Below are 25,514 nucleotides of genomic sequence, written 5' to 3'. Positions count from 1 at the left end.
GAATGAAGGCACAGGTTACGCTACTGCGCGAGATCGGGGCCGCCCGGCCGTATACCGACAGCCGCCCTCTCGAGATCGTCGAGGCGACGCTCGAGGATCCGGGAGCGGGCGAAGTGCTGGTTAAGATGGCGGCGGCGGGCCTGTGCCATTCGGACCTCTCGGTCATCAACGGCGACCGCCCCCGCGACACTCCGGTGGCACTGGGGCACGAGGCGTCCGGCGTGATCGAGTCCGTCGGACCGGGCGTGACGCGGTTCGCGCCCGGCGACCACGTCGTCATGGTCTTCATCGCCTCCTGCGGGCATTGCGTTCCCTGCGCGGAAGGCCGGCCGGCCCTCTGCGAACCCGGCGCCAGAGCCGGTGCGGCAGGCACACTGCTGACAGGCGAGCGGCGCATCTCTGTCGATGGGGCGAAGGTTCACCACCATGTCGGTGTCTCTGCCTTCTCGACATATGCTGTGATGAGCGAGAACTCCTGCGTCAAGATCGACAAGGACATCCCTCTTGACCGGGCGGCGCTTCTCGGCTGCGCGGTGCTGACGGGCGTCGGGGCGGTGCTGAATTCGGGACACCTGAAGATGGGCGAAAGCTGCGCCGTCGTCGGCCTTGGCGGCGTCGGCCTTGCCGCGCTTCTTGGTGCTGTCGCGGCAGGGGCGGAAACGATCGTGGCGGTGGACCTTGCCAAGGACAAGCGCGCGTTTGCGAAGGAACTGGGGGCCACTCATGTCATTGACCCCCGGGACGAGGACGCGGTGGTCCGGGTCAAGGAATGGACGGGCGGAGGGGTCGATCTTGCGGTCGAACTTGCCGGCGCGGTCCCGGCACTGCAGTTTGCCTATGACATCACCCGGCGGGGCGGCACCACGGTGACTGCCGGATTGCCCAACCCCGCAGCCCGGCTGGAACTGTCCGCCGTCTCGCTGACTGCGGAAGAGCGGACGATCAAGGGATCCTATGTCGGCTCCTGTGTTCCGGTTCGCGACATCCCGCGCTTCGCGCGAATGATGCAGCAGGGGAAGCTGCCGATCGAGCGTCTCATGACCCACCGCATCGGCCTCGACGAGATGAACGAGGGGTTCGAACGTCTGGCGGCGGGGCAGGCCATCCGTCAGGTCGTCATTTTCTGAACTTGGGCAATCATTTTGCGGACGTTCCGGTATCGGGGCCGGCCTTCCATCGCCGGTTCGGTGCGTCTCCGGGCCCAATTCGTATTCTCCTGCAAGAAAGCCGCTCATGGACTTCTCGATCTCTGCCGACCTCGACGCGCTGCGGGCGCGCGTCGCGGATTTCGTCGACACACGGCTGATCCCGCTCGAGTCCGATCCCGGCGCCTATGACGACCACGAGAACATCGCTCCGAACGTGCTGGAGCGCGAGCGGGCCGCCGCGCGCGAGGCGGGTCTGTGGTGTCTGCAACTGAAGCCTGGGAACGGTGGCGGAGGCCTCGGCAAGATGGGCATGGCCGTGGCCTACGAGGCGATGAACCGCTCGATCTTCGGCCCGGTCGTCTTCAACTCGGCTGCCCCGGATGACGGCAACATGATGGTGCTCGAGGCCTTGGGCACGGCAGCGCAAAAGGAGCGCTGGCTCGAGCCCATCGTGCGGGGCGAGGTGCGCTCCGCCTTCGTTATGACTGAGCCGGCACCAGGCGGCGGCTCGGACCCGGGGATGATGCTGACCCGCGCCGAGAAGCGCGGCGACAGGTACGTCATTTACGGCCGCAAGTGGTACATCACCGGTGCGGGCGTGGCGGAGCATTTCATACTGATCGCGCGCACCTCGGACCACGCCCGGCGCGGGCATACGGCTTTCCTGTTTCACCGCGACGATCCCGGTTGGCATATCGAGCGCCGGATCCCGATCATGGGACCGGAAGAGCATGGCGGCCATTGCGAGCTCGTCTTCGACGGCCTCGAGATCCCGCAGGAGAACGTGCTGCTCGAGGAAGGGCGAGGCATGAAGGTGACGCAGACCCGGCTTGGTCCCGCGCGCCTCACCCATTGCATGCGGTGGCTCGGCCTTGCCAAGCGTTGCATGGAGGTCGCGACCGAATACGCTGAACGGCGCGAAGCTTTCGGTCAGCGCCTGATAGAGCGGGAGAGCGTGCAGCAGATGCTCGGCGACATCGCGATGCGGATCGAGGTCGGCCGCTTGCTCGTGATGAAGGCGGCGTGGGAGATCGACCGCGGCGGCTTCGCCCGCAAGGAAATCTCGATGGCCAAGATCCAGGTGGCGAACGTGCTGCACGATGCGGCGGACGTGGCAATCCAGATCAACGGCGCCCGCGGCTATTCCAAGGATACCGTCCTGGAATGGGTCTATCGCTATGCCCGGCAGGCCCGGCTTGTCGATGGCGCCGACGAGGTTCACCGCATGGTGCTGAGCCGCACGCTCGCCGGGGAAGGCCGGGACTTCTGGTCATGGAGCGCGACGGAGGGCTGACGATGTTCAACAATGCGCATCTGGCCCCACGGCCGGCGAACCATACTCCGCTTACGCCGCTGGACATGCTGGACAAGACGGTCGCCGAGCATGGGGGCGCAACTGCAATCATCTGGGGGTCGTCGCGCCATACTTGGGATGACGTGGATGCCGCGGTTCAGCGAATGGCCGAAGGGCTGGCGTTGCATAGTGTGAGACCGGGCGACGTGGTGTCGGTTCTGGCTGGCAACGTGCCGGAAATGCTTGTCGCGCATTTCGCCGTTCCGCTACTTGGCGCGGTCCTGAACACGATCAATACGCGGCTCGACGCCGCGGCGGTGTCCTACATCCTCGACCATTCGGGCGCGAAGGTCATCATGGCCGATGGACCGCGCGCCGCTTTGGCGGCTGAAGTCGCCAACGGCCGCCCCTGTCTCGTATGGGGCCGCCTGCAAGAGAACGCCGCGGCGTTCAGTGTGATGGACGGCCCTGTGTCGTCCATGCGGCGGAACTGGCGGGACGTGGTCACCGACGAATGGCAGCCGATCGCGTTGAACTATACCTCGGGAACGACAGGGCGCCCGAAGGGCGTCGTCCTGCACCACCGCGGCGCCTTCCAGAACGCGCAGGGCAACCGGGTGAGCCTGGGTTTCGGCTCGAGCACCGCGTATCTCTGGACGCTGCCGCTGTTCCACTGCAACGGCTGGTGTCACGGCTGGGCAGTGACGGCTGCCGGGGGCACGCATATCTGCCTGGACGGCGTGGACCCCGAGGCGGTCTTCGGCTTGATCGAGACGCACGCCGTGACCAACTTCGCCTGCGCCCCGGTGGTGCTTTACATGCTGCTCGACCACCCCGCCCGGAAGCGCCGGAGGGCGGACGCGCGCCGCGTGATGGTCGGGACGGGGGGTGCCGCGCCGACGACCGCCCTGATCGAGCAGCTCGACTCCATCGGTTTCGACCTGACGCATCTTTACGGGCAGACCGAGTGCTACGGACCCTGCACGATCAATTCGCTGCCGCCAGAACTCGCGGACGCACCGGCCGCCAGGAAAGCGGCCTACCTTGCCTCCCAGGGCCGGCCTCACGCCACCGCCCCCGCGTTGCGGGTGATCGACGCAGCTGGTGCGGACGTGCCCCCCGATGGACGGACTCAAGGCGAAATCGTCCTGCGGGGGAGCACGATCATGGCCGGCTATCTGGACGACGCCGCAGCCACGCAAGCAGCGTTCGACCGGGACTGGTTCCGCACCGGCGACATCGCGGTAATAGAGAGCGACGGGCGCATCCACGTCCGCGACAGGGCCAAGGACGTCATCATCACTGGGGGCGAGAATGTCTCGTCGCTCGAGGTTGAAGACATCCTGCACCGCCATTCGGGCGTGGCGCTCGCCGCGGTGGTCGCGGCTCCGCACCCGAAATGGGGCGAGACACCCTACGCCTTCATCGAAGCCAGCCATCCCGTCGAGGCTGCCGAGCTGGACGCGTTCTGCCGCGAGCGGCTGGCCGGTTTCAAGCGCCCGCGTCGGTTCGTCTTCGGCGAAATTCCCAAGACTGCCACGGGAAAGGTGCAGAAGTTCCTCCTGCGACAGATGGCGGCGGAGCTGGTCGAGAGGGAAAAGCATGAGCAGCCCTGATCTCGATCCCGCGCCGCTTCGCGCGTTCCTCGACCACCGGTTCGGTCCGGCCCCGATGGCCGAGCTGGCCCGCATCTCGGGCGGGCAATCCAACCCGACCTACTTCGTCACCCACGGCGCGCGGCGCATGGTCCTGCGCAAGCAACCTGATGGTCCGATCCTGCGCGGCGCCCACGCCATCGACCGCGAGTACCGCGTCATGGCGGCGCTCGGACAGCATGGAGTTCCCGTGCCCGACACGATCCTCTTTCACGAAAACCCGGAGACGATCGGCACGCCGTTCTACCTGATGGAGCGCCTGGACGGACGGGTTTTCAATGATTGCAGCCTGCCGGGCGTCCCCCCTGTCGAGCGCAAGGCGATGTACGAGGCCATGGCCGAAGTGATGGCGCGTCTTCATGCTGTTGATCCCGATGCGGCGGGCCTCGCGGATTACGGAAAGCCGGGCAACTACTTTGAGCGCCAGGTGCGACGATGGACTAAGCAGCTGCGCGCCAGCCAAAGCGACCCCATCCCCGAACTCGAGCGGCTCGCCGATTGGCTACCCGATCATATTCGCGAGGATGACGGGATGTCGTGTGTCGCGCATGGCGACTTCCGACTCGGCAATCTGATGTTCCACCGGGACGAGCCGAAAGTGATCGCGATCCTCGATTGGGAGCTTTCCACACTCGGCCATCCTCTCGCCGATCTCGGCTTCTGCGGCATGACCTGGCACACGTCGCCCGACGAGTATGGCGGCATCCGTGGCCTTGATCTGGCCTCACTCGGCATCCCTGATCTCACGGCGTTCCAGACGCACTACCGCGTTCATGCTCGCCCTACGCCGCCTCTCCAAGATTTCCACGTCATCTTCTCGCTCTTCCGGTTTGCAGTCATCTTTGTAGGCATTTCTGATCGCGCGCGCGCCGGCACCGCAGCGGGTGCGAATGCTCGAGACGTAGCCTCGCTGGCTCGCTCTTTCGCACAGCGAGCCGCAGAGATGATTTAGCGATAGAGGACGAAAGCCGGTATAGGGCGGTAAGTCCGAATCCCGTGGTATAGCGATGCCAGCTCTTTCCGGGGAAACTGTAAGCCCAAACGTCAAAATGCAGGCGTGGCGTCTTGCGTTATCCAGTCGCGGAAGGCGACCAGGGGTGCGGACTGGTGCGCGTCAACGGGCCAGACGAACCAGTAGGCGCCGAGTCCGGGGACAGCGGGGCGCAGAATCGGATGCAGACGGCTCTCGGCAATCTCGACCTGCGCCAGGTAGTCCGGGAGGAGCGCGATGCCGAGCCCGCCGATCGCCGTCTCGATCATCGTCGAGAACTGGTCCATCTGCATTCCCTCGGTCGCGGGCCGCGCGCCGCCTTGTGCCTCGAACCACGCGTCCCATGCTTCCATACGCGTCTCCAGTTGCAAAAGCGGCATTCCGGGGCTTTGTTGCAGGGACCTGTACTGGGATTCACAATGGTTGGTCAGCGGGATAGCCGGTCGGCATGACGCGACCTGCTCCGACCCGCTACCGCCCTGAACTGGGCCGCTTACAATGCCGCGCTGCGTAAGCGTGGCTCGCCGACGCTCTGGTTCGATCCGAAGATGACGTGGGATGCGACACCGACCGGCAGGCGGTGCGGCCAGCAGGCCTACAGCGACGAGGCGATCCAGGCCTGTCTGACGATCCAGATCCTGTTCGGGCTGCCACTCCGGCAAACGGCAGGCTTTGTCGCGAGCTTGCTTCGGTTGGCGGGACTGGACTTGTCGGTCCCCGACTACAGCACGCTGTGCCGGCGTCAGCGGACCTTGGCAGTCAGGCTGCCCTACCGGGGATCGAAGGGGCCACTGCATCTGCTGGTGCCCTTTCGGGACGTCACTGCGTGATGCCCTGACGGGTAACAGACAGCACCGGGATCAAGGTTCGGGGCGAAAGCGAGTGGCATGTGCGTAAGCATGGCGGTTCCCGCCGACGCGTGTGGCGCAAGGTCCACCTGGGCATCGACGGGGCGACGATGGAAGTCCGGGCCGTCGAGATCACCGGTAGCCACGTTGGCGATGCGCCCGTGTTGCCGAACCTGATCGGTCAGATCTCTGCGGACGAGGAGATCGGGCCGGTCACAGCCCCCTTTCGGGACATCGTTACGCGATGCCCTGCCGGGCAGCGGACGGCGCCTATGATACTCGCCGCTGCCACGATGCGATCGCCGACCGCGGCGCGAGTGCCGTCATTCCGCCCCGCCGGAACGCGCGGCCATAGAAGCCGGACACCGCCGGCGCCACAGCTCGAAACGAAGCCCTGCGGGCGTCGAAGTACCTGGGCCGATCCCTCTGGCGACGTCTGACCGGATACCACCGCCGGAGCCGCATCGAGACGAAGATGCACTGCATGAACCGAAGGTCCGGGAAGCGAAACTGCTGGGTCAGCGTCTCATGGCGCGCGATTTTGATCGCCAGGTCGCCGAGTTCCAGGTCCGCATCGCCGTGCTCAACCGCTACACCGCCCTCGGCATCCCCGTCACCAAACCCGCAGGATAAGTCCGTCCGGGGAAGGGGGCAGTCCGCCCGGTAGCCGGTCCGTGCAACAAAGCCGTCCGGAGCCGTCATGGAGCGTGCTGAACGGCTCACTTGGGCGCATTGCGATCCGTTCGACCGGATCATCGTCGCGACCGCGCTCGAACGCGCAATACCGGTCGTCTCGAAGGACGAGAGGTTAGACACCGTGCCGGATGAAGGGATGCAGCGGATTTGGTAAGAACAGTTCGTAAGCTACGAAATTTTTTAAGTTTTAGATGTTGCAACCGAGTAGAAGTGTCGCTCGGGCTGCAAAGCAGAAATGTCGCGAGTGCGGCGGTTGGGGGCGGCCGGACAGAGTGCAGACGTCAAGGATCGGAGCCTTGACCGGCCGCCTGCGCAGCTTTCGACTTGGCGATGCGGGCCGCCGCCGAGGTCCAGCCATCGTTCCTGCGTCCGGTCGGCATATAGGGAGTGCGCTGCTTTCCGGCGGGGCGGGTTTTCGGCGGGGCCTTGTCCTGTTCTGCCTCGATGAACTCCAGGACCGCGCTCAGGTGCTTGTTCCCGGTGATCGCGGCATGGGTGACGCGCTGATCCTTGTCGAAGACCCTGTAGAGCAAGCGGACGCCCTTCCAGCGGACCTCCAGCCGACCGTCCGGGAAGACATGGGTATCGACGTACCTGCCTGCGAGACCGCAGGTGACGTCGTTCTCCTCGAGGATGATCCGTTTGCGCTCGTACGACAGGGAGAGCTGCGCTCCGACATAGCGCTGGTCCCTCGGACAGAGAACGTCGTGCAAGCGAGCGGGTTCGGCATTCAGCGCCCGGTGCAGGTCGTCGGGCCGGCGCGGCACCTTGGCAAAGCGGGCGTTGTGGCGATCCGTGAAGCCGGGCAGGAAGTCGTTCGCCGCCGCGATGCCGCAGATGCCCGCGAGCCGCAGTTCCTTGACCGGGCGATCCTGCAGCGTCCGGTTCGCACGCTCGACACGGCCCCTGGCCCGGGAGCTGTTCGCGCACAGGGTCCCGACGTTCAGCCCGTTCAGGGCACGACCGAACTGCGTCATGCCGTGACCTGTTCTCGCTGCCTGTCTGGCGACACGAAACACCGTGTGCTTGTCGCTGTAGAAGACGACCGGCCGACCGTGGTTGGCCAGGTACAGCTCCAATGCCTCGACGTCGCTGAACGTGCTCCCGGACGGCACGAAACGCAGCTGCATCAGCTTGCTCGTCGCGTCGTCGACGAACACGAGCAGCGTGCAGGGCGGCCCGCGATCCTCGAACCAGCGATGATCCGAGCCGCCGGTCCGCACCAGTTCGCCCAGAGCCTCCCGGCGCAATCGAGGCTGATGGAACGTCCGGCGCTGCTGGCGTGCGAGCCAGAGCCCATCGGCCTGTCGCCATTCGCGCAGGGTCTCGCGCGAGACCTTCAGATCATGCTGTTCGAACAGCTTCCCGGCCGCCAGGGGCGGTCCGGAATCCGCATGGCGCTCGCGAACCAGCGCGACGGCGTAATCCCGGATGCCCGGATCGATCCGGTTGTTCGAGACCCCGGCCGCGGGCCCTGTGCCGGATCGCCGCCGCGCCCTCGGCCTCGAAGGCCTTCCTCAGCCTCTGAACCTGCCTGCGACCGAGGCCCAGCAAGTTCGCCGCGTTGGTCGCAGTCATCCGACCCTGGACCACCTGACCAAGGACCGATCCGGTTCAACGCGCGCGCGCCCATCAGAATCCATCCCACAGTCGCACTCCAACCTGATCGTCAAACGGGGAAGCGTGACACTTCTACCTTGCACATGGGGGACAGTTTGACTTCGCGCCTACATCCTTTCTTCTCGTAAGACGACTTATGTAACCCGAAGGCATGGATGGCGCCGGACCTCGCCCCGGATACATCAGCCGAAAAACGGGCCGCCGCCTCAAACGTGGGCGCCCTCCGTCGGCCCGCCGTCGCGGGCGATGGCGCAGAACAGCCCGGTCATGCCGAGCAGGGCATCGCGCGCGAGCGGGCGCAGGACATGCTCGTCGGGGGCGTGCTGGTTGCAGCCCGCATAGGAATGCGGAACCCAGATCGTCGGCAGCGACAGCACGTCGGCGAAGCAGTCGTTCGGCAGCGAGCCGCCGAGATTGGGCAGCAGATGCGGCGTCCGGCCGGTCGCGGCCTCGAGTGCCCGCGCGGCGAAGCGGACCCAGGGGTGGTCGGGATCGAGCCGCGTCGCCGGAAACGTGCCGCGCTCGGCCGGGACGATCCGGACCCCCTCGAACCCGCAGGCGTCGAGATGGCGGCGCAGGGCCGGCACGATGTCCTCCACCTCCGTCCCGACCACGAAGCGGAGCTGGCACGTCGCGCGCGCGTGACCGGAGATGGCGTTGACCGGCGCTTCGGGCACGCCCGAGACCATCGCGAGCACCGCGAAGCTGTTCCAGCCGAAGACCCGCTCCGCCGGGCTCAGATCGGCCTCGCCCCAATCGGCGTCGAGCGCGGGTCCCGCCTCGACCGCGGGCAGCCTGGCCAGAACCTCCCGGATGCGCGGCGTCAGGCTGTCGGGGCGCCATTCGGGCACCCGGATCCGGCCCCGCGCATCGGTGATGCAGGCCAGCGCATGGGCGAGGACGATGGCCGGGTCGGCGAGCAGGCCGCCGAAATTGCCCGAGTGATGCGCGCCCTCGCGCAGATCGACGCGCAGGTCGAACAGCGCCCCGCCGCGTGCGCCGGTGAAGATCGTCGGCACGTCCGGCACGAGCCGCGGCCCGTCCGACGCGATCAGAACATCGGCCGCCAGCAGCGCCCGGTTCGCCGCGCAGAAGGTCCGCAGGCCGGGGGAGCCGTTCTCCTCCCCCGTCTCGATCAGGACCTTGACGTTGAAGCCGAGCCGTCCCCGCGCCGCCAGCACGGCGTCGAGCGCCCGGAGGTTGATCAGGTGCTGGCCCTTGTTGTCGGCGGTGCCGCGCCCGTAGAGGCGGTCGCCCTCCTCCCGCAGCTCGAAGGGGGCAAGGCCGTCGCGCCAGCGGTCCTCCTGCGCGCGGATCACGTCGCCGTGGCCGTAGGTCAGGATTGTCGGCAGCGCCGGATCCTCGATCCGCGCCGCCGTCAGGATCGGGCCGGCCCCCGCGGGGTTCCCGTGAACGCGCGTTTCGAAGCCCATGCCGTCGAGCATCGGAATCATCGCCTCCTCGAGATAGGCCAGCAGGTGCGGCGCGCCGCGCGGATCCTGGCTTTCGGTCGGATGGGCGACGAGCGTGGCGAGCTCGCGCCGGAACCCGCCCCCGTCGAACCAGGCGGCTGCATGGTCGCGGGCGGCGTCCTCGAAGCGCATCGGATGTCCTTTCAGATCTCGGTCGCGGTCCCTGCGACGCCAGAGGGTCGTGGCGGCGCGTTCGTGGCAGGATCGACAAGCCGGCGTCGCGGCGCAAGGGCGCGTGCGCCCCGTGCGCACCGTAGGGGATCTGCGCGGAATCCCGCTGGCCGGTGTCTGCGCGACTGGCGAGCGGGGCGATTTTCGCGTATTAACCATTCGCGCGAAAACGAACCGGAAGACGTCATGCAGGTTCGGACGGGGGCCTTGCCCGATCACAACGATGGCAGGAGCGACCCGGAACGCGAGGCGATCCGGAAGCTCATGGATCCCGAGGCCCTGGAGGCGCGGCTCGCGGTCGCGCGCGCGCGTCGCGCCGAGGTGCTGGCCGCGAAGGCCGCCAAGGTGCAGCAGGCGGAGCCCGGCCCCGGGTCGAAAAAGCCCGAGGTCGCGGACAACCCTGTTCCCTCCGACCGCAAGCGTCCTCTTCGCCCGAGGCCCGAAGGCGCTCCGTCGCCGGACCTTCGCGCGCCCGGTCCGGGGCTGCCCGCCCTCGCCGGAGGCCGGCCGATCCGCTCCACCGATGGCGAACCCGCGAGGCCGCTGCGCCCGGTGGCGGTGATCCATGACACGGATCGGTCCGCCTCCGCCCCCCGCGCGGCGATGCCCGGCGCCTCCGGACTGCGTGTCGTGTCGCCCGTCGTCACGGAGCGGAAGCGCCGGACCCCCGTGCTGGCCGCCGCCGTTCTGCTCGCAGGCATCGCGCTCGGGGCCGCCTCCACCCTCGTCCTGCAATTCCAGGGCTGGCAGATCGCCATCGTGCCGCCCGCCGCGGACGAGGCCGCGTCCACGGTCCGCGCGCAGACGGCGTCGGAGCCGGCCAAGATCGCGACGGCGGAACAACCCGCCCCTGCGCCCTCCGCCGCGACGCCTGCGGCGGGTCCGGAGGACGCCGCCCCGTCCTCGGTTCCACCTCGCACGGGATCGGAGGGGCGCCCCGCCCTCGCCAACGATGCGGCCGCCGACGGCGAAGTGGCGTCCGTGCCGGACGCGCTCCCCGCCCCCGGCCCGCCGGTCCGTGCCGGTTCGCGGCCCGGGCTCGCGCCGGCGGACGCGGTCGGAACCGGGGACGCGACCCCTGTCGCACCGCTCCGACCGGGCGCGGTGCCGCCCGCCGCGACCGCCGTGCAGAGGCCGGTATCCGACGACGGCGCATCCGTTCCACCGGCTTTGCCGCAAGACGCCAAAACCGGCCCGGTTGCCCTGGCCACGGCGTCGCCGGCGACGCTCCGGCCCTCCGTGGAGCGCGACGCGCCCCTCGCCCCGCCGGCGAACCCCGCGCCGCCGTCTCAAACAGCAACTGCCGCGCCTCCGGCCTCCCAGCCAGCGAGGGTCGCCGTTCATTACCCCGCCGTCGCGCCGGCGGAGGCCGACCTGGTGTCGGCGGAGCTATCGGATGCCGGTTTCGCCGACGTCACCGTTTATCCCGCCTCCATCCGCATCAGCTCGACGCAGGTGAGGTTCTACCACGAAAGCGACCGGGCGGCCGCCGAAGCGGTCGCCGCCTCCACCTCGACGGCGTTCGACGGCGCGGCGGTCGCCGTGCGCAGCTTCACGGATGCGGGAGCGCGGCCGCCGGAAGGCTTCCTCGAAGTCTGGCTGCAGGGCGAGGGCGCGCCGCCCGTGGCACGGGCGCGCGCCGCCGCGCCCGCAACGCGCGCCGCGTCGGAGGATGCCGTGTCCCGCGCCGCCACCGCCGCCCGCCGCGTCACGCAGCAGGAACGCGAGCGGCAGCGCCTCGCCGGCGCGGTCGAGCGGCTTCTCCTCGATCAGCTGGAATAGAGCGGATCCGCGACGCCCGGGGATCGCCGGGGCCGAAGCGCCGCGCATGACGTGACCGGCGCGACGGCGCGCGAGACTTTCGCTCGGTGGCCCGGACCGCTATTAACGATTTTGGGGAAACGCGGTCGAGAGGCCGTCGGGAGGGGAACGGGACAGATGAAGCGGAGATATGCCGTCGCGATCTCGGCCATGGTCATGGCCATGCCGTTCGGCCACACCGCCTCTGCGGCCGACCCGACGCTGGAGCAGCTGGAGGTGATCCAGGATTTGCTCGAGTCGAACGATGTCGCCCGGTTGCGGCTCTACCTGGCCGAGAATCCGGAGCTGCTGCAAGGTTACACGGACCTGTCGCGCCTTCTCGGACAGTTCATGGCGGAATCGCGCAACATGATCGGATTTCTGGGCATCGGCCAGCCGGAGGAGGAGGATTCCGCGAGCGCCCAATCGGCCTCCGTCTACTAGATGCGGCTGGAGCCGGGACCGGACGCCGCCGGCGGTTTCCGTCTGCCGTCGGGCCGCCGGCGCCGCGTGGCCCTGGTGCTCGACCCCCGGTTCCCGGGCGGAACCTCGAGCGCGGTGGCCGCCGAGATCCGGGCCCTCGCGCCGGCGGTCGATCTCCGCGTCGTCGGGATCGAGACCGCGATGTTCCGGGGCCGGGAGGTGAACACGGCGCTTTCCGACGCGCTGGAGGGTGAGGGGCTCGACCTCGTATGGGCCCCGCCCGTCGTCCGCGCCGACACGATCGTCTTCCACAACCCGTCCGCGCTGAAGTTCGACACGGCGCTGCCGGTGCGGTTCAGCTGCGCCTCCGCCGTGCTGGTCACGCACGAGAACTTCCTTCGTCCCGGCGGCGGCGAGGGCTTCGACGTCGCGCATTGCCTGTCCCTCCTCGAATCCCGTCTCGTCGCGTCGTCGCGCTGGCTCGCGCCCGTCTCGGCCACGAACCGTCGCTCCGTCGAGGAATGGCTGCGGCAGACGGATGCGTCCTGGGCGCTGACCCCGTTCGACTGGTTCAATATCTGCGACATGCCCGTCCGGCCGCCGACCCGCGCGCCGCGGGACCGTCGGGGGCGGCATTCGCGTCCGGGAGCGGAGAAGTTTCCGCCGACGGAGTGGATGCTGCGGCATTTCCCCGCCCATGCGGAGCGCGTGGTCATCCTCGGCGGCGACGGCTTCCTGTCGGAGCCGGACGACGTGCCCGCCCACTGGGACCTGCGCCGGTTCGGCGAAACGGAGGTCGCGCGCTTCCTGGAGGAGATCGACTTCTTCGTCTATTTCACGCATCCGCTCTGGCGCGAAAGCTTCGGCCGCGTCATCGCGGAGGCCATCGCCGCTGGCAAGGTGGTCCTGACCGATCCCGCGACGGCGGAGAATTTCGGCCCCGCCGTGGTGGCGACCGGCCCGGAGGAGGTCGACGCGACGATCGCCCGCTTTCTCGCCGCGCCCGCCGAGTACGCGGCCTTCGCGGCGCGGGCGCAGGACTGGCTCGCGCGGTTCCGGCCGGAGGCGTTCCGCGCCGCGGTCGGCGGGGGCCTTTCGCAGCTGGAGGCGCGGTCCGATGTTCTTCTGTGACACCTGCGGAGCGGAAACGCGGCATCTCGAGGATCTGGCGGTCTTCGTGAGCCAGCTCGCCGCGGCGGGCTTCCCCGCCCGCATCCACGCGGATTCGGTCCCGCCAGACCTGCGCCGGAACCTGCAATTCGACCTCGCGCCCTATCTCGGCGACACCCGCCCCGAGGCCGGGGACGAGGTGCTTCTCCTGGCGGCGCATCGGCTGTCGGACCAGAAGCTTGTCGCGCTGCGGCGCCTCGCGGGCGGATCCGTGCGTTGCCGGGCCTTCGGCACGTTTCCGAGCCGGCAGGCGGCGATCGGCCTGCGGGCGAGGCTCTCCTACGTCTTCGGCACCGAGCCGGAGCTGCACGACCTGCCGGAGCGCGACTGGTCCGGCCCGGCCGGCGCCGCCGGCCCGATCTTCGGAACGCCCCGCCACGGCGGACCCGCCGCGATCCCGCGCCTCCTCCTCGTCGAGCCGGACCTCGCCGATCCGCGCGAGGCGGCGGGCGTCACCGCCCTCGCGCTGTCGCGGCGCTTCCGTGTGACCGTGCTGACGAACGGTCGCGCCAAGCGGGAATGGCAGGCGGCGCACGGCATCGGGGTACCGGTCTTCCATTACGGCGAGGTGCTGCCCGCCGACCTCGCGGAGCGGGTCGACATCTGCGCGACGTTCGCGCCGCTTCTGGGGAACTACCGGCTCCAGTGCCTCGTCGCGACGCTCGGCCGTTCGGGGGTGCCGCTGCTCGACGCCACGCCCGGCCATGCGGTCGCCGCCGCGCTGGAACTCTTCGTGCGCGCGCCGGTCGACACCGCGACGCTCGCGCCGTTCCTGGACGCGGAGATCCTGCCCAACCTCGCCGAACTCGGACGCCGGACCGCCGGATCGCGGGCCGCCGAGGGCTTCGCCCCCGCGACGGCGATGCCCGGCCTCGGCCCCCCCGCGCCGGCCGCCCCCCCGCCGTCCGACCCCGCGCAAGGCCGCGCGCCGCTGACCTTCGTGCCGACGAACGGCATCGGCCTCGGCCACGCGCAGCGTTGCGCGCTGGTCGCGCGCGAGTTGACCGCGCCCGCCCCCGTCTTCGCCGCCTTTCCGAGCTGCACCCGCCTCGTGAAATCCTACGGCTTCGACGTCATGCCGCTGATCCAGCGGAGCGATTTCCACCGGCAGAGCTTCGAGAACGACCTCGCGAACCATACCCGCCTCCGCGCGCTGACGGCGGGGGGGCGGACGCTCGTCTTCGACGGCGGCTACGTGTTCGACTCCATCTACCGCACGATCCTGGAGAACCGGCTTCGCGGCGTCTGGATCCGTCGCGGCCTGTGGCAGACGACGCAGGACAATTCCGTGGCGCTCGACCGCGAGAAGGTGTTCGCGCGCGTGGTCGTGCCCCTCGAGGCCTTCGCGGAACTCAACACCCGCTATTCCCACGGCGATCACGTGCGCGAGGTCGGACCCGTGGTCCGCCGCACGACGCTCCCGGCCGAGGCGCGCGCCGCGTTTCGCGCATCCCTGACCGAGCGCTACGGCGTCCGCTTCGATCACCTCGTGGTCACCCTGCTCGGCGGCGGGATCGCGGCGGACCGGGGCGCGCAGATCCAGGCGCTCTGCGGCATGATGGAATCGCGGCGCGACACGCTCCATCTCGTCGTCGTCTGGCCCGGCGCACGGCAGGAGGCCGGCTGGTTCGGATGGCGGCGGAGCCGCGTGGTCCGCACCGGGCGGGCCGGCATCCTGCTCGCCGCGGCCGATCTCTGCGTGGCCGCCGGCGGCTACAACCTCTTCCACGAGGTGCTCTACAACCGGACGCCCGCGATCTTCCTGCCGCAGACCGGCGCCTTCATGGACGACCAGAGGGCCCGGGCCGGCGCGGCGCGCGAGCGGGGTCTGGCCGCGCTCGTCGAGCCGAACGAGCTTGCCCGGCTCGAACGGGAGCTTTCGCGCTTCCTCGCGCGCGGCGAGGCGGCGGCGGCGGCGGCGCGGCTTCGCCGGATCGAACTGCCGGAACCGGGCAACCGCGCCGCCGCGCGCGCCATCGAGGAGGTGCATGACGATGATGCCGGATTACTGGACGATACTGACGCGGATCGCGCCGCATCGCGCCGATGACATCGACGACCTGACGGCGCTCTTCGATCCCGCGCCCGTTCCTCCGGGCCGCGACGTCTTCCCCGCCATCGGCGCCCTGCCCCTGCCCGAGCCGCGCTTCAAGCGCGAGGATGCGATCTGCGTCGGCTTCCGGGTGACGGGCGAAGGGCCGGACGCCGCCGAACGCGCCATGCGCCTCGCCGCGCTGGCGCTGGAGCGGGACGTGGAGATCGTCATCCTGTCCGAGGACGGGCAGGCCGGGCTGGAACGCTTCGGCTTCCGCGTCGAACGCGTCCCCGGCCCGGATGCCGGGGCGCACGGGGTCTGGATGGAGCAGGTGCGCCGGTTCTGGGGTCTCGACCAGATCCTGTAGGCCCTGCCCCGCGCGCCGTCAGGGCGACACGATCTCCAGCGTGGTCGCGGCGTACCAGTCGCTGACCGCCCGGATATCGGCGTCCGACAGCTCCGCCGCGATCGGGCCCATCACCTCGCTTTCCCGCCTGCCGGAGCGGAATGCCTTGAGCTGCGTCTCCGTATAGATGCTGTTCTCGCCCGCGAGGTTCGGCGCGTCCTCGATCACCGAGATCCCGTCGGCGCCGTGGCACGCGCTGCAGAGCTCGGGCGCGTCGGACGGGTCCGCCGAAAGGCTCGCGACCGGGCGGTGGGAGGCGTACCATGCCGCGAGATCGGCGATCTGCGCGTCCGACAGCGACGCCGCGACGACGCTCATCATCTCGTTCACCCGCGCGCCCGACCGGAACGCCTCGAGCTGCCGCGCGAGATAGGGGGCGGGCTCCCCGCCGATATTCGGCGCCACGGGGATCTGCGCGACCCCGTCCAGCCCGTGGCAGGTGCGGCATTGCCCGGCCAGCGCGCGCCCGGCCTCCGGGTCGCCCGCCTGCGCGGCGAGCGGCCCGGCGAGGAAAACCCCGCCGAGCGCCAGTGCGAAAAGCTTCACTCGCGGCCCTCGTAGCTGATCCTGTAGATCGCGCCGACAAGGTCGTCGGACACCAGAAGCGAGCCGTCGCGAAGCTGCGCCACGGCGACGGGCCGGCCCAGATACTCGCCGTTCTCGTCGAGCCAGCCTTCCGCGAACGGCTCGGTCGTGGCGTTGCCCTCCGCGTCGAGCGTGGTGACCATCACGCGCGCGCCCACCGGCTCGGTCCGGTTCCAGGAGCCGTGCTGCGCGGAGAAGATCGCGTTTCGGTAGCGGTCGGGGAACATCGAGCCGGTGTAGAAGGTCATGCCCAGATCGGCCGCATGCGCCACCGTCTCCACCACCGGCATCACCACGTCGGCGGGCGGCTCCTCGCCCTCGTACTCCGCCGTGCGGACGTCGCCGCCGCCGTAATACGGGAAACCGAAATGCTGGCCCATCCCGGTCTGGCGATTGATCTCGCCCGGCGGGATGTCGTCGCCCATGCCGTCCACCTGGTTGTCGGTGAACCACAGCTCGCCGGTCTCCGGGTGGAAGTCGTGGCCGACCGAGTTGCGGATGCCCAGCGTGTAGACCTCCCGCTCCGTGCCGTCGGTGTTCATGCGGATCATGCCGCCGATGCCCTGTTCGGTGTAGAGGTCCATCTTCTCGGGCGGCGGCACGTTGTGGGGCTGGCCCAGCGAGATGTAGAGCTTGCCGTCCTCCGGGCCCATCCGGCAGACGCGGGCGGAATGGTTGAAGCTCTCCTCCTCCGGGGGGATCAGCTCGCCCTGCGCCACGACCTGACCCACGGCGACGTCGGGGCTTTCGTAGAAGAACTCGGCGGCGGGAAAGACCAGGACGCGGTTCTGCTCCACCGTGTAGAGCATGCCGTCCGGCCCGAAGCACACGCCGTTGGGGATCGTGAAGGTCAGCGAGGGCGCGAAGTCCTTCACCTCGTCGGCCACGCGATCCTTGTTGCGGTCGGTGACCGCCCAGATCTTGTCCTTGCGGGTGCCCACGAAGGTCACGACCCCCTGCGGGCCGACGGCCATGTGCCGGGCGTCGGGCACGATCGCGTAGAGCTCGATCTCGAAGCCCTCGGGCATCTCGATCCGGTCGAGCGTTTCGCGGATGCCGTCGGCGAACGGTCCCTCCTGCGCGATCTGCTGAAAGCTCGTCGTGCCGGTCGACTGCATGTTCTGCAATCGCTCGATGTTGTCGGGCAGCTCCGCCTGCTGCGCCAGGGCGGGCCCGACCGGCAGCGCCAGCGTTCCCGCGAGGATCGTCGTCGTCAGGTATCTCATCGTGGCATTCCTCCCTTTACCGTGCCCCCGGCCCGACCGGCTTCGACGGCGACGGAACTTCCCGTCGCCGCCGCGACGGGCCTCCGGTTCCGTGCGCGCGCCCCGAAACGGCCGGGCGGCGGGCCCGGTCAGGATGGGCGACGCCTTCGTTTCGCGCAACTGTTTCGCGACGCTGCGACAGTTGGCCCGCGGCCCGGCCTTTTTGAGCCGGGCGGCCGGTCGGAGGCCGCCCAGGCGGCCGCCGCGCGCCCTAGACCCGCGCGCCCCGGGTCAGCGCCCCGACAGAGCGTGCGATCGAGGTCCGGTCGATGCCGAAATGCGCCGCGAGGTCGCCGATCGTGCCGGTCTGCCCGAAATGCTCCACCCCGTGCGGGATCGTCCGGTGCCCCGCCACCGCGCCGAGCCAGGACAGCGTCGCCGGATGGCCGTCGAGCACGGTGACGAGGACGCAGTGGCGCGGCAGCTCGCCCAGGAGGCGCTCCGCATGGGATGTCGCGCCGGCATTGCCCCGCGCCCGCTCCCGCTGCGCGGCGGTCCAGCCGGCGTTGAGCCGGTCGGCCGAGGTGACGGCGAGCACGGCCACGTCGCGGCGATGCTCCCCGATCATGCCGGCCGCCGCGATCGCCTCGTCGGCCACGGCGCCCTGATAGGCGATCACGACCGCGCAGTTCGGGCCGGGGCGGCGCAGCCAGTAGGCGCCGTCGATCGTGCCCTGCCGGAAGGTGTCGTCGGCGCGACGGCCCGGCTGCTCCAGCGGCTTCGTGGTGAGCCGGAGATAGACCGAGCCGCCGGTCTCGTCGCGGAGCCAGGTGCGCTCGTCCGGGTCGCCCTCGCCGTCGCGCTGCAGGTAGTCGAAGGCCCATTCCATGATCACCGCGAGCTCGTCGGCGAAGGCCGGCTCGAACGCGGCGAGCCCGTCCTGCGCCATGCCGGTGAGCGGCGTGCCGATCGACTGGTGCGCGCCGCCCTCGGGCGCGAGCGTGACGCCCGAGGGCGTGCCCACGATCATGAAGCGCGCGTCCTGGTAGCAGGCGTAGTTCAGGGCATCGAGGCCGCGATGCACGAAGGGGTCGTAGACCGTGCCGATGGGGATGACGCGCCGGCCCCACAGGCTGTGCGCCAGCCCGGCGGCGCCGAGGAGCAGGAACAGGTTCATCTCCGCGATGCCGAGCTCCACGTGCTGCCCGTCGGGCGCGAAGTTCCACTTCGCCACGGACGGGATGCGGTGGTCGATGAAGGCGTCGGCCAGCGCCTCGCGCGCGAAGAGCTTTCGGCGGTTGACGAAGGCGCCGAGCCCCGTCGTCCCCGTGACGTCGGGCGAGGTGGTGAGGATGCGCGCGGCGAGCGCGCTGTCGCCGCGGGCGAGCGCGTCGAGGATCTTGCCGAAGGCGGCCTGCGTCGAGATCTCCCGGTCGGCGACGGCGGGGATGGCGGGCACGTCGAGCCGCGCGTCGCCGTGGCGGCGCGGTCCGGCGGCGAAGAACGGGACGCGGGCCAGCTCCTTTTCGAGCGCGGGCCGGTCCGGAACGGTGGCGAAGCGCTCCCATTCCTGGCCCTCCGGCACGCCCATGTCGGCCTGCCACTCCGCCATCTGCGCCTTCGTCATCAGGCCGCCGTGGTTGTCCTTGTGCCCCGCGATGGGCGTGCCCCAGCCCTTGATCGTGTAGGCCAGAAAGCAGGTCGGCCGGTCGTGGTCGATCGCGGCGAAGGTCTCCGCCATCGTTTCCACGCAATTGCCGCCGAGATTCTCCATCAGCGCGGCCAGCGCCTCGTCGTCGCGCCGGTCGAGCAGTGCCGTGACGTCGCCCTGATCGCCCAGATCGTCCATCAGCCGCTCGCGCCAGACGGCGCCGCCGCGATAGGTCAGCGCGGCGTATTCGACGTTGGGGCAGGCATCGATCCAGTCGCGCAGCGTCTCGCCTCCGGGCTCGGCGAAGGCCGCGCGCTGCAGCGCGCCGTACTTCACCTTGACCACGTCCCAGCCGAAGGCGTCGAAGATCTTCTCGATCCGCCCGAACAGCCCCTCCCGCACGATCCCGTCGAGCGACTGGCGGTTGTAGTCGATGATCCACCACGTGTTGCGGAGGTCGTTCTTCCAACCCTCCTGCAGCACCTCGTAGACGTTGCCCTCGTCGAGCTCCGCGTCGCCCACCAGCGCGACCATGCGGCCAAGCGGCACGTCGCCCCATTCCTTCGCCGCGATGAAGTCCTGCACGATCGAGGCCAGCGCGGTGATGCCCACGCCGAGGCCGACGGAGCCGGTCGAGAAGTCGACGTCGTCGATGTCCTTGGTGCGGCTGGGATAGCTCTGCGCGCCGCCGAAGCCGCGGAAATTCTCCAGCTTCTCGCGGGTCTGGTTGCCCATGAGGTAGTGCATCGCGTGGAAGATCGGAGACGCATGCGGCTTCACCGCGACCCGGTCCTCGGGGCGGAGCGCGGAGAAATAGAGCGCGGTCATGATCGACACCATGGACGCCGAGGAGGCCTGATGCCCCCCGACCTTGATCCCGTCCGCCTTGGGGCGAAGGTGGTTGGCGTTGTGGATCATCCAGTGCGACAGCCAGAGCAGCCGCTGCTCCACGATCCTGAGTTGCGTGCCGTCCATGTCGCGTCCTCCTCGCTCGTTGCCGTCCCCCCGCGGGGGGTCCGGTTGCGTCGAGGCATGACCGAATCCGCGCCGCAGGTGAAGCCATCGGGCGGCGCTTTCGCGTCCCGTCGCGTCCGCCCGACCGCCGGGCCGGACCATGATCCGGCGTTTCGGGACGTTTCCCGCATGACGCCGCGCGTTTCCCCTGTAGGCTCGCCGCATCGGCCGGAAGGGACACGCGCCATGACGAAGCCTCGTTTCCGCGGCAGCTTCACCCAGCAGGAGCCGATCTGCGAGGCGGGGATCGCGGCGGCGCTCGCGGTGATGCGCTCGGGCCGCCTCCATCGCTACAACACCGCGGCGGACGAGACCGCGGAGGCGGCGCTGCTGGAACGGGACTTCGCGGCATGGCAGGGCGCGCGCTTCTGCCTCGCGGTGACGTCGGGCGGTCAGGCGATGCAGATCGCCATGCGCGCCGCGGGGGTGGCTCCGGGCGACACGGTGCTCACCAACGCCTTCACGCTGGCCCCCGTCCCCGGCGCGATCGCGGCAATCGGCGCGCGGACGGCGCTCGTGGAGATTACGCCCGACCTCGTGCTCGACCTCGAGGATTTCGACGCGAAAGCCCGCGCGACCGGCGCGCGCTGGCTCCTGCTGTCGCATATGCGCGGGCATCTGTGCGACATGGACCGGCTCACGGAGATCGCCGCCGCGCGGGGCGTGACCGTGATCGAGGATTGCGCCCATACGATGGGGGCGGCCTGGGCCGGACGACGCTCGGGCGGCTTCGGGCTGGCGGGGTGCTTCTCGACGCAGACCTACAAGCACATGAATTCCGGCGAGGGCGGTCTGCTGACCTCCGACGACGAAGGCTTCATGGCGCGCGCGACGATCCTGTCGGGCTCCTACATGCTGCACGACCGCCACGGCGCGGGGCCGCAGGCGGAGGCCTTCGCCGACGCCCGGCTCGACATGCCCAACCTGTCGGCGCGGATGGACAATCTGCGCGCCGCGCTGCTGCGGCCGCAGATCGCGCGGCTCGACGCCAACTTGGACCGCTGGAACGCGCTGCACGACCGGCTGGCCCATCGGCTGCGCGACCACCCTGCCCTGCGTCTGCCGGCCCGCCCGCCGGAGGAGCGCTATGTCGGCTCCTCGATCCAGGTCACGATCCCCGGCATCGGCGCGGAGGCGGCCGCCGCCTTCGTGAACCGCGCCGCCGCCGACGGGGTGGAGCTGAAGTGGTTCGGCGCGCCGGCGCCCGCGGGCTTCACCTCGAGCCACCGGAACTGGCGCTACGTGCCGGCGCAGACCCTGCCGCGAACGGATGCGATCCTGTCCGGCCTTTTCGACATGCGCCTGCCGCTGACCTTCGGCCCGGCGGATTGCGATGCCATCGCGGAGGTCATCCGCGACACCGCCGACGCGACGGGCCGCGCCCGCTCCGCGTGAGGCCCCCCTCAGGTCACGGTCACGTCGAGCGTGCCGAGCCCCTCGATGCTGGCCGCCATGACGTCGCCGCGCGCCACCGGGCCGACGCCCGAGGGCGTGCCGGACATGATGACGTCGCCGGCGGCGAGCTCGAAATACTCCGACAGGTAGGCGATCATCTCCGGCACCTTCCAGATCATCTGGTTCAGGTCGCCCGCCTGCGTCACGGCGCCGTTCACGCGAAGCTCGATCCGGCCCTCCGCGAGGGGACCGGTCCCGGCGACGGGATGCAGCGGGCCGACGGGGGCGGAGCGCTCGAACGCCTTGCCGATCTCCCAGGGCCGGCCCATCTTCTTGGCCGTGCCCTGCAGGTCGCGCCGGGTCATGTCGAGGCAGATGCCGTAGCCCCACACATGGGAAAGCGCGTCCGCCACGGCGATGTCGCGCCCCCCCGTGCCGAGCGCGACCAGAAGCTCGACCTCGTGATGCACGTCCTCGCTTTTCGCGGGGTAGGGAAAGGTGCCGGACGGATCGAGATTGTCGGGGTTCTTCTGGAAGAAGAAGGGCGGCTCGCGGTCCGGGTCGTGCCCCATCTCGATGGCATGGGCCGCGTAGTTCCGCCCGATGCAGTAGACGCGGCGCACCGGAAAGGCGCCGCCGCCCCGCACCGGGATCGTGGGCGGGGGCGGAGGCGTGATCGCGTAGTCGGGCATGGAATGACCTCGGTGCATCTGTTCACGGACGGTCATACGTCGCCCCGCGCGGAACGCCAATCCGGCGCGGAGGCTCAGTTCGCCACCAGGCGCGGCAGCCAGGTGGACAGCGCCGGAACGTAGCTCACCGCCAGCAGCACGAGGATGTTGGTGGCGAGAAACGGCAGGATCGCGCGCACGACCGGCGCGAGCGGCAGCCGCGCGATGCCCGCGCAGACGAACAGGCAGACCCCGACCGGCGGCGTGGTCAGCCCGATCATCAGGTTCAGCACCGCGAAGGTGGCGAAGTGGATCGGGTCGATCCCCACCGCCTGCGCCAGTTGCAGGAGCGGCACGAACAGGATGATGAGCGCGGCGATCGTCTCCATGAACATGCCGACGAAAAGAAGCAGCAGGTTGATGATGAGGATGACGAAGATCGGGTTGTCCGAGATCCGCAGCACCCCGTCGGCGATCGACTGCGGAATGCGCTCGGAGACGAGGATCCAGCCGAACACGTTGGCGAAGCCCACCAGCGCGAGGATGCCGGCGGAGGCCACCGCGCTGTCGGTCACGATGCCCGGCACCGCGCGCCACGGAAGCTCCCGGTAGATCACGCCGCCGACGAGGAGGGCGTAGACGCTGGCGACGATCGCGGTCTCGGTCGGCGTGGCGAGCCCCGACAGCAGGCCGTAGATGATGAGCCCCGTCATCGCCAGCGCCCAGGAGGCGGAGCCGAAGGCGCGGACCACCTCGCCCCAGCCCTGCCAGTCCTGGCGCGGAAAGTTGCGCCTGCGCGAAATGACGTAGCACGTCACCATCATCGCGAGGCCCATGAGGATGCCGGGGATCGCGCCCGCGACGAACATCTGACCCACGGAAATGCCCGCGAGCGAGCCCACGATGATCATCGGCACCGAGGGCGGGATGATCGGCCCCACGGTGGAGGAGGCGGCGGTGACGGCGGCGGAGAAGTCGGCCGGGTAGCCCGCCTTCTTCATGCCGGGGATCATCACGCCGCCGATCGAGGCCGCGTCCGCCACCGCCGTGCCGGTGATCCCGCCGAAAAGCATCGAGGCGGCGATGTTGGTGAGCCCCAGCCCGCCGCGGACCCACCCCACGAGCGCCGAGGCGAAGCGGATGATCCGCCCGGTGATCCCGCCGCGGTTCATCAGGTTCCCGGCGAGGATGAAGCCCGGGATCGACAGCAGCACGAAGACGTCCATGCCCGCATACATCTTCTGCGGGATCGCCACCGGGTTGAGCCCGGCCACGAGGATGTAGGCCAGCGAGGCGAGGCCCAGCGTCACCGCCACGGGCACCCCGATGACAAGGCCCCCCACGAAGACCAGGAACAGGATCGTCACGTCCATCGGGTCAGTCCGCCTGCGGCATGTCGCGGGCGGCCGGGCGCCCGTCGGTCGTCCCGGCGAGCATGCCCACCACGCGAAGCACGGCGAAGAACGCCAGAAGCGCCAGCATCAGGAACATGGTGAAATGCACGAGGCTCATCTTCACCCCGAGCGCGGGCGAGGTCTGGAACGCGCCGATCGCGGTGTATTGCCAGGCCATCGGCAGCAGATAGAGCCCGAGCCCCGCGACCAGGATCGCCGAGACCAGCCGGAGCCACCAGGAGACGCGCGGCGGCATGGCCTCCGAGACGACGTCGACGTTCACGAGCTCCCCGGTGCGCAGCGACAGCCCCGCGCCGATGGCCGCGAGGTAGAGCAGCGCGAACCGCGTCAGCTCCTCGCTCCAGACGGGCGAGGCGCCGCCGAGACGGCCCACGACCTGCACGAGCACCGCGCCGATCAGGACCAGGAACGACAGGCCGACCAGCGCGCGGAAGATCGCGACGACCACGGTTTCGAGACTCTGGACGAAGCGCATCCTGCCGCCCTCCGGGGAATGGAACCCGGCGCCGCCGGCATCGCGGCCGGCGGCGCCGGATCGGTGCGGCCTAGTCGGCCCGCTCGGCGAAGAGCGCCTCGACGACCGGCCGGATCTCGTCGCCGACATTCGACAGCACGGCCTCGCGGGCGGCGTCCGCGAAGGCGGCGTTGTCGACCTCGACGAAGGTCATGCCCTGCTCCTCCAGATAGGCGCGGTCCGCCTCGAGGCTCTCCAGGAACAGCTCGCGCTCGTAGTCCTGCGCGATCCGCGCGGCCTCCCCGATCGCGGCCTGGTCCTCCTCGGAAAGCTGGTTCCAGGTCTGCTCCGCGATCGCGAGGTAGATCCAGGACCGGACATGGTCGGTCAGGTTCACGTGGCTCTGCACCTCCGCGAAGCTGGCCGACCGGATCAGCGCGAGCGGGTTCTCCTGCGCGTCGATGGTGCCGTTCTGCAGCGAGGTGAACACCTCGGAGAAGGCCATCGGCGTGGGCTGCGCCCCGAGCGCGGACCAGACGTCGACAAAGAGCGGCACGTTCGGCACACGCATCCGCAGACCGTCCAGATCCTCCGGGCGCTCGATCGGGCGGTTCGAGGTCAGCTCGCGCGGACCGCGGGCGAAATAGGCCAGCGGACGGATCTGCGCGCGCTCGACGATCTGCGCCTCGATCCGGTCGCCGGTCTCGCCGGAGGCCACCTCGTCCATCTGCTCGAGCGAGCCGTAGGCATAGGGCACGGCGAGAAGCGCGGCCATCGGCGCCCAGTTCTGCAGGCTTTCGCCGGTGATCGTCATGTCGACGGTCCCGAGCTGCATGCCGTTGATGAGGTCGATCTCCTTGCCGAGCGACTCGTTGGGGAACACCTCCACGGCGATGCGCCCGTCGGTGAGGCGCTCGACCTCCTCGGCGAAGCGCACCGAAGCCTGATGCCAGGAATTGTCCTCGTTCGCGAGGTGGCCGAGCTGCAGCGTGCGCTCCTGCGCGGCGAGCGGGCCGGCAAGGCTGACCAAGGCCGCCATCGCGACGAATGTCGTCTTGAACGTCATGTGTTTTCTCCCCCGTTGAAGCGATCTGTCTGACCTGCCACCGAAAGGCCGGTTCGGGCAAGTGCGCGATACGGGCACGGCGCCCGCCGGCGCGGTGCGGACTTCGCGTTCGGGTCCGGGATGCCCGACCCCACGCGGACGCGCGCCCTCGCGCGGCGGCGTCGCCCCGGGCCGGCATGCGATCACCGTGCCGGACGCCTCGTGGCCCCGGATCACCGCCGCGTTGACCCCGAAGGAACCGATCCGCCCGTGGGTGCCGCGATGCGGGCCGGAGCCGCGGATGCCGACCGTATGGAGCCCGATGCGCGGGTCACGGGGGGCGCGGCCGC

At 69.7% G+C, this 25,514-nt stretch carries 20 protein-coding genes and 2 pseudogenes; 12 read left to right on the top strand and 10 right to left on the bottom strand.

The features are described from left to right. Positions 1-2 precede the first annotated feature (2 nt). The 4 genes from Q1B08_RS13890 (at position 3) to Q1B08_RS13875 (ending at position 5,049) form a co-directional block, all read left to right on the top strand. Positions 3-1,127, top strand: a complete 1,125-nt coding sequence (locus Q1B08_RS13890; protein WP_299819939.1) for a zinc-dependent alcohol dehydrogenase family protein — start codon at positions 3-5, stop codon at positions 1,125-1,127. Between the two features lie 106 nt (positions 1,128-1,233). After that, positions 1,234-2,442: an acyl-CoA dehydrogenase family protein gene (locus Q1B08_RS13885; protein ID WP_299819936.1), complete on the top strand. Its 1,209-nt coding sequence runs from the start codon at positions 1,234-1,236 to the stop codon at positions 2,440-2,442. Further along, positions 2,421-4,058 carry an AMP-binding protein gene (locus Q1B08_RS13880; protein WP_299819933.1) on the top strand — a complete coding sequence of 546 codons (1,638 nt, stop codon included), beginning with the start codon at positions 2,421-2,423 and terminating at the stop codon, positions 4,056-4,058. The genes Q1B08_RS13885 and Q1B08_RS13880 overlap by 22 nt, the downstream gene beginning before the upstream one ends. Next, positions 4,045-5,049 (top strand): phosphotransferase family protein, encoded by a 1,005-nt coding sequence (locus Q1B08_RS13875; protein ID WP_299819930.1) that lies wholly within the window; start codon positions 4,045-4,047, stop codon positions 5,047-5,049. Before Q1B08_RS13880 ends, Q1B08_RS13875 begins: the two co-directional genes overlap by 14 nt. Positions 5,050-5,141: 92 nt before the next feature. Here Q1B08_RS13875 and Q1B08_RS13870 read toward each other — a convergent pair whose 3' ends face one another. After that, positions 5,142-5,519: a LysR substrate-binding domain-containing protein gene (locus Q1B08_RS13870; protein ID WP_299819965.1), complete on the bottom strand. Its 378-nt coding sequence runs from the start codon at positions 5,517-5,519 to the stop codon at positions 5,142-5,144. Positions 5,520-5,536: 17 nt separating this feature from the next. On the opposite strand from Q1B08_RS13870, the pseudogene Q1B08_RS13865 reads away from it, so the two are divergent. Together Q1B08_RS13865 and Q1B08_RS13860 are read left to right on the top strand one after the other, a co-directional pair. Beyond that, positions 5,537-6,569, top strand: a pseudogene (locus tag Q1B08_RS13865) (IS5 family transposase). A gap of 67 nt (positions 6,570-6,636) precedes the next feature. Beyond that, on the top strand, positions 6,637-6,786 hold the full coding sequence (locus tag Q1B08_RS13860; protein WP_299819927.1) for a PIN domain-containing protein: 150 nt from the start codon (positions 6,637-6,639) through the stop codon (positions 6,784-6,786). Between the two features lie 127 nt (positions 6,787-6,913). Here the strand turns inward: Q1B08_RS13860 and Q1B08_RS13855 are convergent. After that, positions 6,914-8,280: pseudogene (locus Q1B08_RS13855) on the bottom strand (ISNCY family transposase). A gap of 178 nt (positions 8,281-8,458) precedes the next feature. After that, a complete protein-coding gene (locus tag Q1B08_RS13850) occupies positions 8,459-9,856 on the bottom strand; it encodes a M20 family metallopeptidase (RefSeq protein ID WP_299819924.1) in 1,398 nt (465 codons plus the stop codon). A gap of 246 nt (positions 9,857-10,102) precedes the next feature. Between Q1B08_RS13850 and Q1B08_RS13845 the strand changes: the two genes are divergently transcribed. The 5 genes from Q1B08_RS13845 (at position 10,103) to Q1B08_RS13825 (ending at position 15,690) form a co-directional block, all read left to right on the top strand. Beyond that, entirely contained in the window at positions 10,103-11,677 is a 1,575-nt protein-coding gene (locus Q1B08_RS13845) for a hypothetical protein (RefSeq protein WP_299819921.1), read from the top strand. Between the two features lie 156 nt (positions 11,678-11,833). Continuing rightward, positions 11,834-12,139, top strand: coding sequence for a hypothetical protein (locus Q1B08_RS13840; RefSeq protein WP_299819918.1), 306 nt, complete (start codon positions 11,834-11,836; stop codon positions 12,137-12,139). Next, a complete protein-coding gene (locus Q1B08_RS13835) occupies positions 12,140-13,249 on the top strand; it encodes a hypothetical protein (protein WP_299819915.1) in 1,110 nt (369 codons plus the stop codon). Next, on the top strand, positions 13,236-15,338 hold the full coding sequence (locus Q1B08_RS13830; protein WP_299819912.1) for a hypothetical protein: 2,103 nt from the start codon (positions 13,236-13,238) through the stop codon (positions 15,336-15,338). Before Q1B08_RS13835 ends, Q1B08_RS13830 begins: the two co-directional genes overlap by 14 nt. Continuing rightward, a complete protein-coding gene (locus Q1B08_RS13825; RefSeq protein ID WP_299819909.1) occupies positions 15,277-15,690 on the top strand; it encodes a hypothetical protein in 414 nt (137 codons plus the stop codon). The genes Q1B08_RS13830 and Q1B08_RS13825 overlap by 62 nt, the downstream gene beginning before the upstream one ends. 18 nt (positions 15,691-15,708) lie before the next feature. Here the strand turns inward: Q1B08_RS13825 and Q1B08_RS13820 are convergent, their stop codons facing one another. The 3 genes from Q1B08_RS13820 to Q1B08_RS13810 all read right to left on the bottom strand — a co-directional run bounded on the left by Q1B08_RS13820 (position 15,709) and on the right by Q1B08_RS13810 (position 20,145). Beyond that, a complete protein-coding gene (locus Q1B08_RS13820) occupies positions 15,709-16,275 on the bottom strand; it encodes a cytochrome c (protein ID WP_299819906.1) in 567 nt (188 codons plus the stop codon). Continuing rightward, positions 16,272-17,540, bottom strand: a complete 1,269-nt coding sequence (locus tag Q1B08_RS13815; protein WP_299819903.1) for a PQQ-dependent sugar dehydrogenase — start codon at positions 17,538-17,540, stop codon at positions 16,272-16,274. Before Q1B08_RS13815 ends, Q1B08_RS13820 begins: the two co-directional genes overlap by 4 nt. A 250-nt stretch (positions 17,541-17,790) precedes the next feature. Next, a complete protein-coding gene (locus Q1B08_RS13810; protein WP_299819900.1) occupies positions 17,791-20,145 on the bottom strand; it encodes a transketolase in 2,355 nt (784 codons plus the stop codon). A 225-nt stretch (positions 20,146-20,370) separates the two neighbouring features. Here Q1B08_RS13810 and Q1B08_RS13805 point away from each other — a divergent pair, with 225 nt between their 5' ends. Next, positions 20,371-21,579 carry a DegT/DnrJ/EryC1/StrS family aminotransferase gene (locus Q1B08_RS13805; RefSeq protein WP_299819897.1) on the top strand — a complete coding sequence of 403 codons (1,209 nt, stop codon included), beginning with the start codon at positions 20,371-20,373 and terminating at the stop codon, positions 21,577-21,579. Positions 21,580-21,587: 8 nt separating this feature from the next. Here the strand turns inward: Q1B08_RS13805 and Q1B08_RS13800 are convergent, their stop codons facing one another. The 4 genes from Q1B08_RS13800 to Q1B08_RS13785 all read right to left on the bottom strand — a co-directional run bounded on the left by Q1B08_RS13800 (position 21,588) and on the right by Q1B08_RS13785 (position 25,185). Next, positions 21,588-22,271 (bottom strand): fumarylacetoacetate hydrolase family protein, encoded by a 684-nt coding sequence (locus tag Q1B08_RS13800; RefSeq protein ID WP_299819894.1) that lies wholly within the window; start codon positions 22,269-22,271, stop codon positions 21,588-21,590. Positions 22,272-22,345: 74 nt separating this feature from the next. Beyond that, positions 22,346-23,623 (bottom strand): TRAP transporter large permease, encoded by a 1,278-nt coding sequence (locus Q1B08_RS13795; RefSeq protein ID WP_299819891.1) that lies wholly within the window; start codon positions 23,621-23,623, stop codon positions 22,346-22,348. A 4-nt stretch (positions 23,624-23,627) separates the two neighbouring features. Continuing rightward, positions 23,628-24,140 carry a TRAP transporter small permease gene (locus Q1B08_RS13790; RefSeq protein ID WP_299819888.1) on the bottom strand — a complete coding sequence of 171 codons (513 nt, stop codon included), beginning with the start codon at positions 24,138-24,140 and terminating at the stop codon, positions 23,628-23,630. A 70-nt stretch (positions 24,141-24,210) separates the two neighbouring features. Next, positions 24,211-25,185, bottom strand: a complete 975-nt coding sequence (locus tag Q1B08_RS13785; RefSeq protein WP_299819885.1) for a TRAP transporter substrate-binding protein — start codon at positions 25,183-25,185, stop codon at positions 24,211-24,213. Between the last annotated feature and the right edge of the window lie 329 nt (positions 25,186-25,514).

The sequence above is a fragment of the uncultured Jannaschia sp. genome (genome assembly GCF_947494025.1).
Classification (GTDB): Bacteria; Pseudomonadota; Alphaproteobacteria; order Rhodobacterales; family Rhodobacteraceae; genus Jannaschia.
Note: the sequence above shows the minus strand (reverse complement) of the source record. Positions and strands in the feature narration are given on the sequence as shown.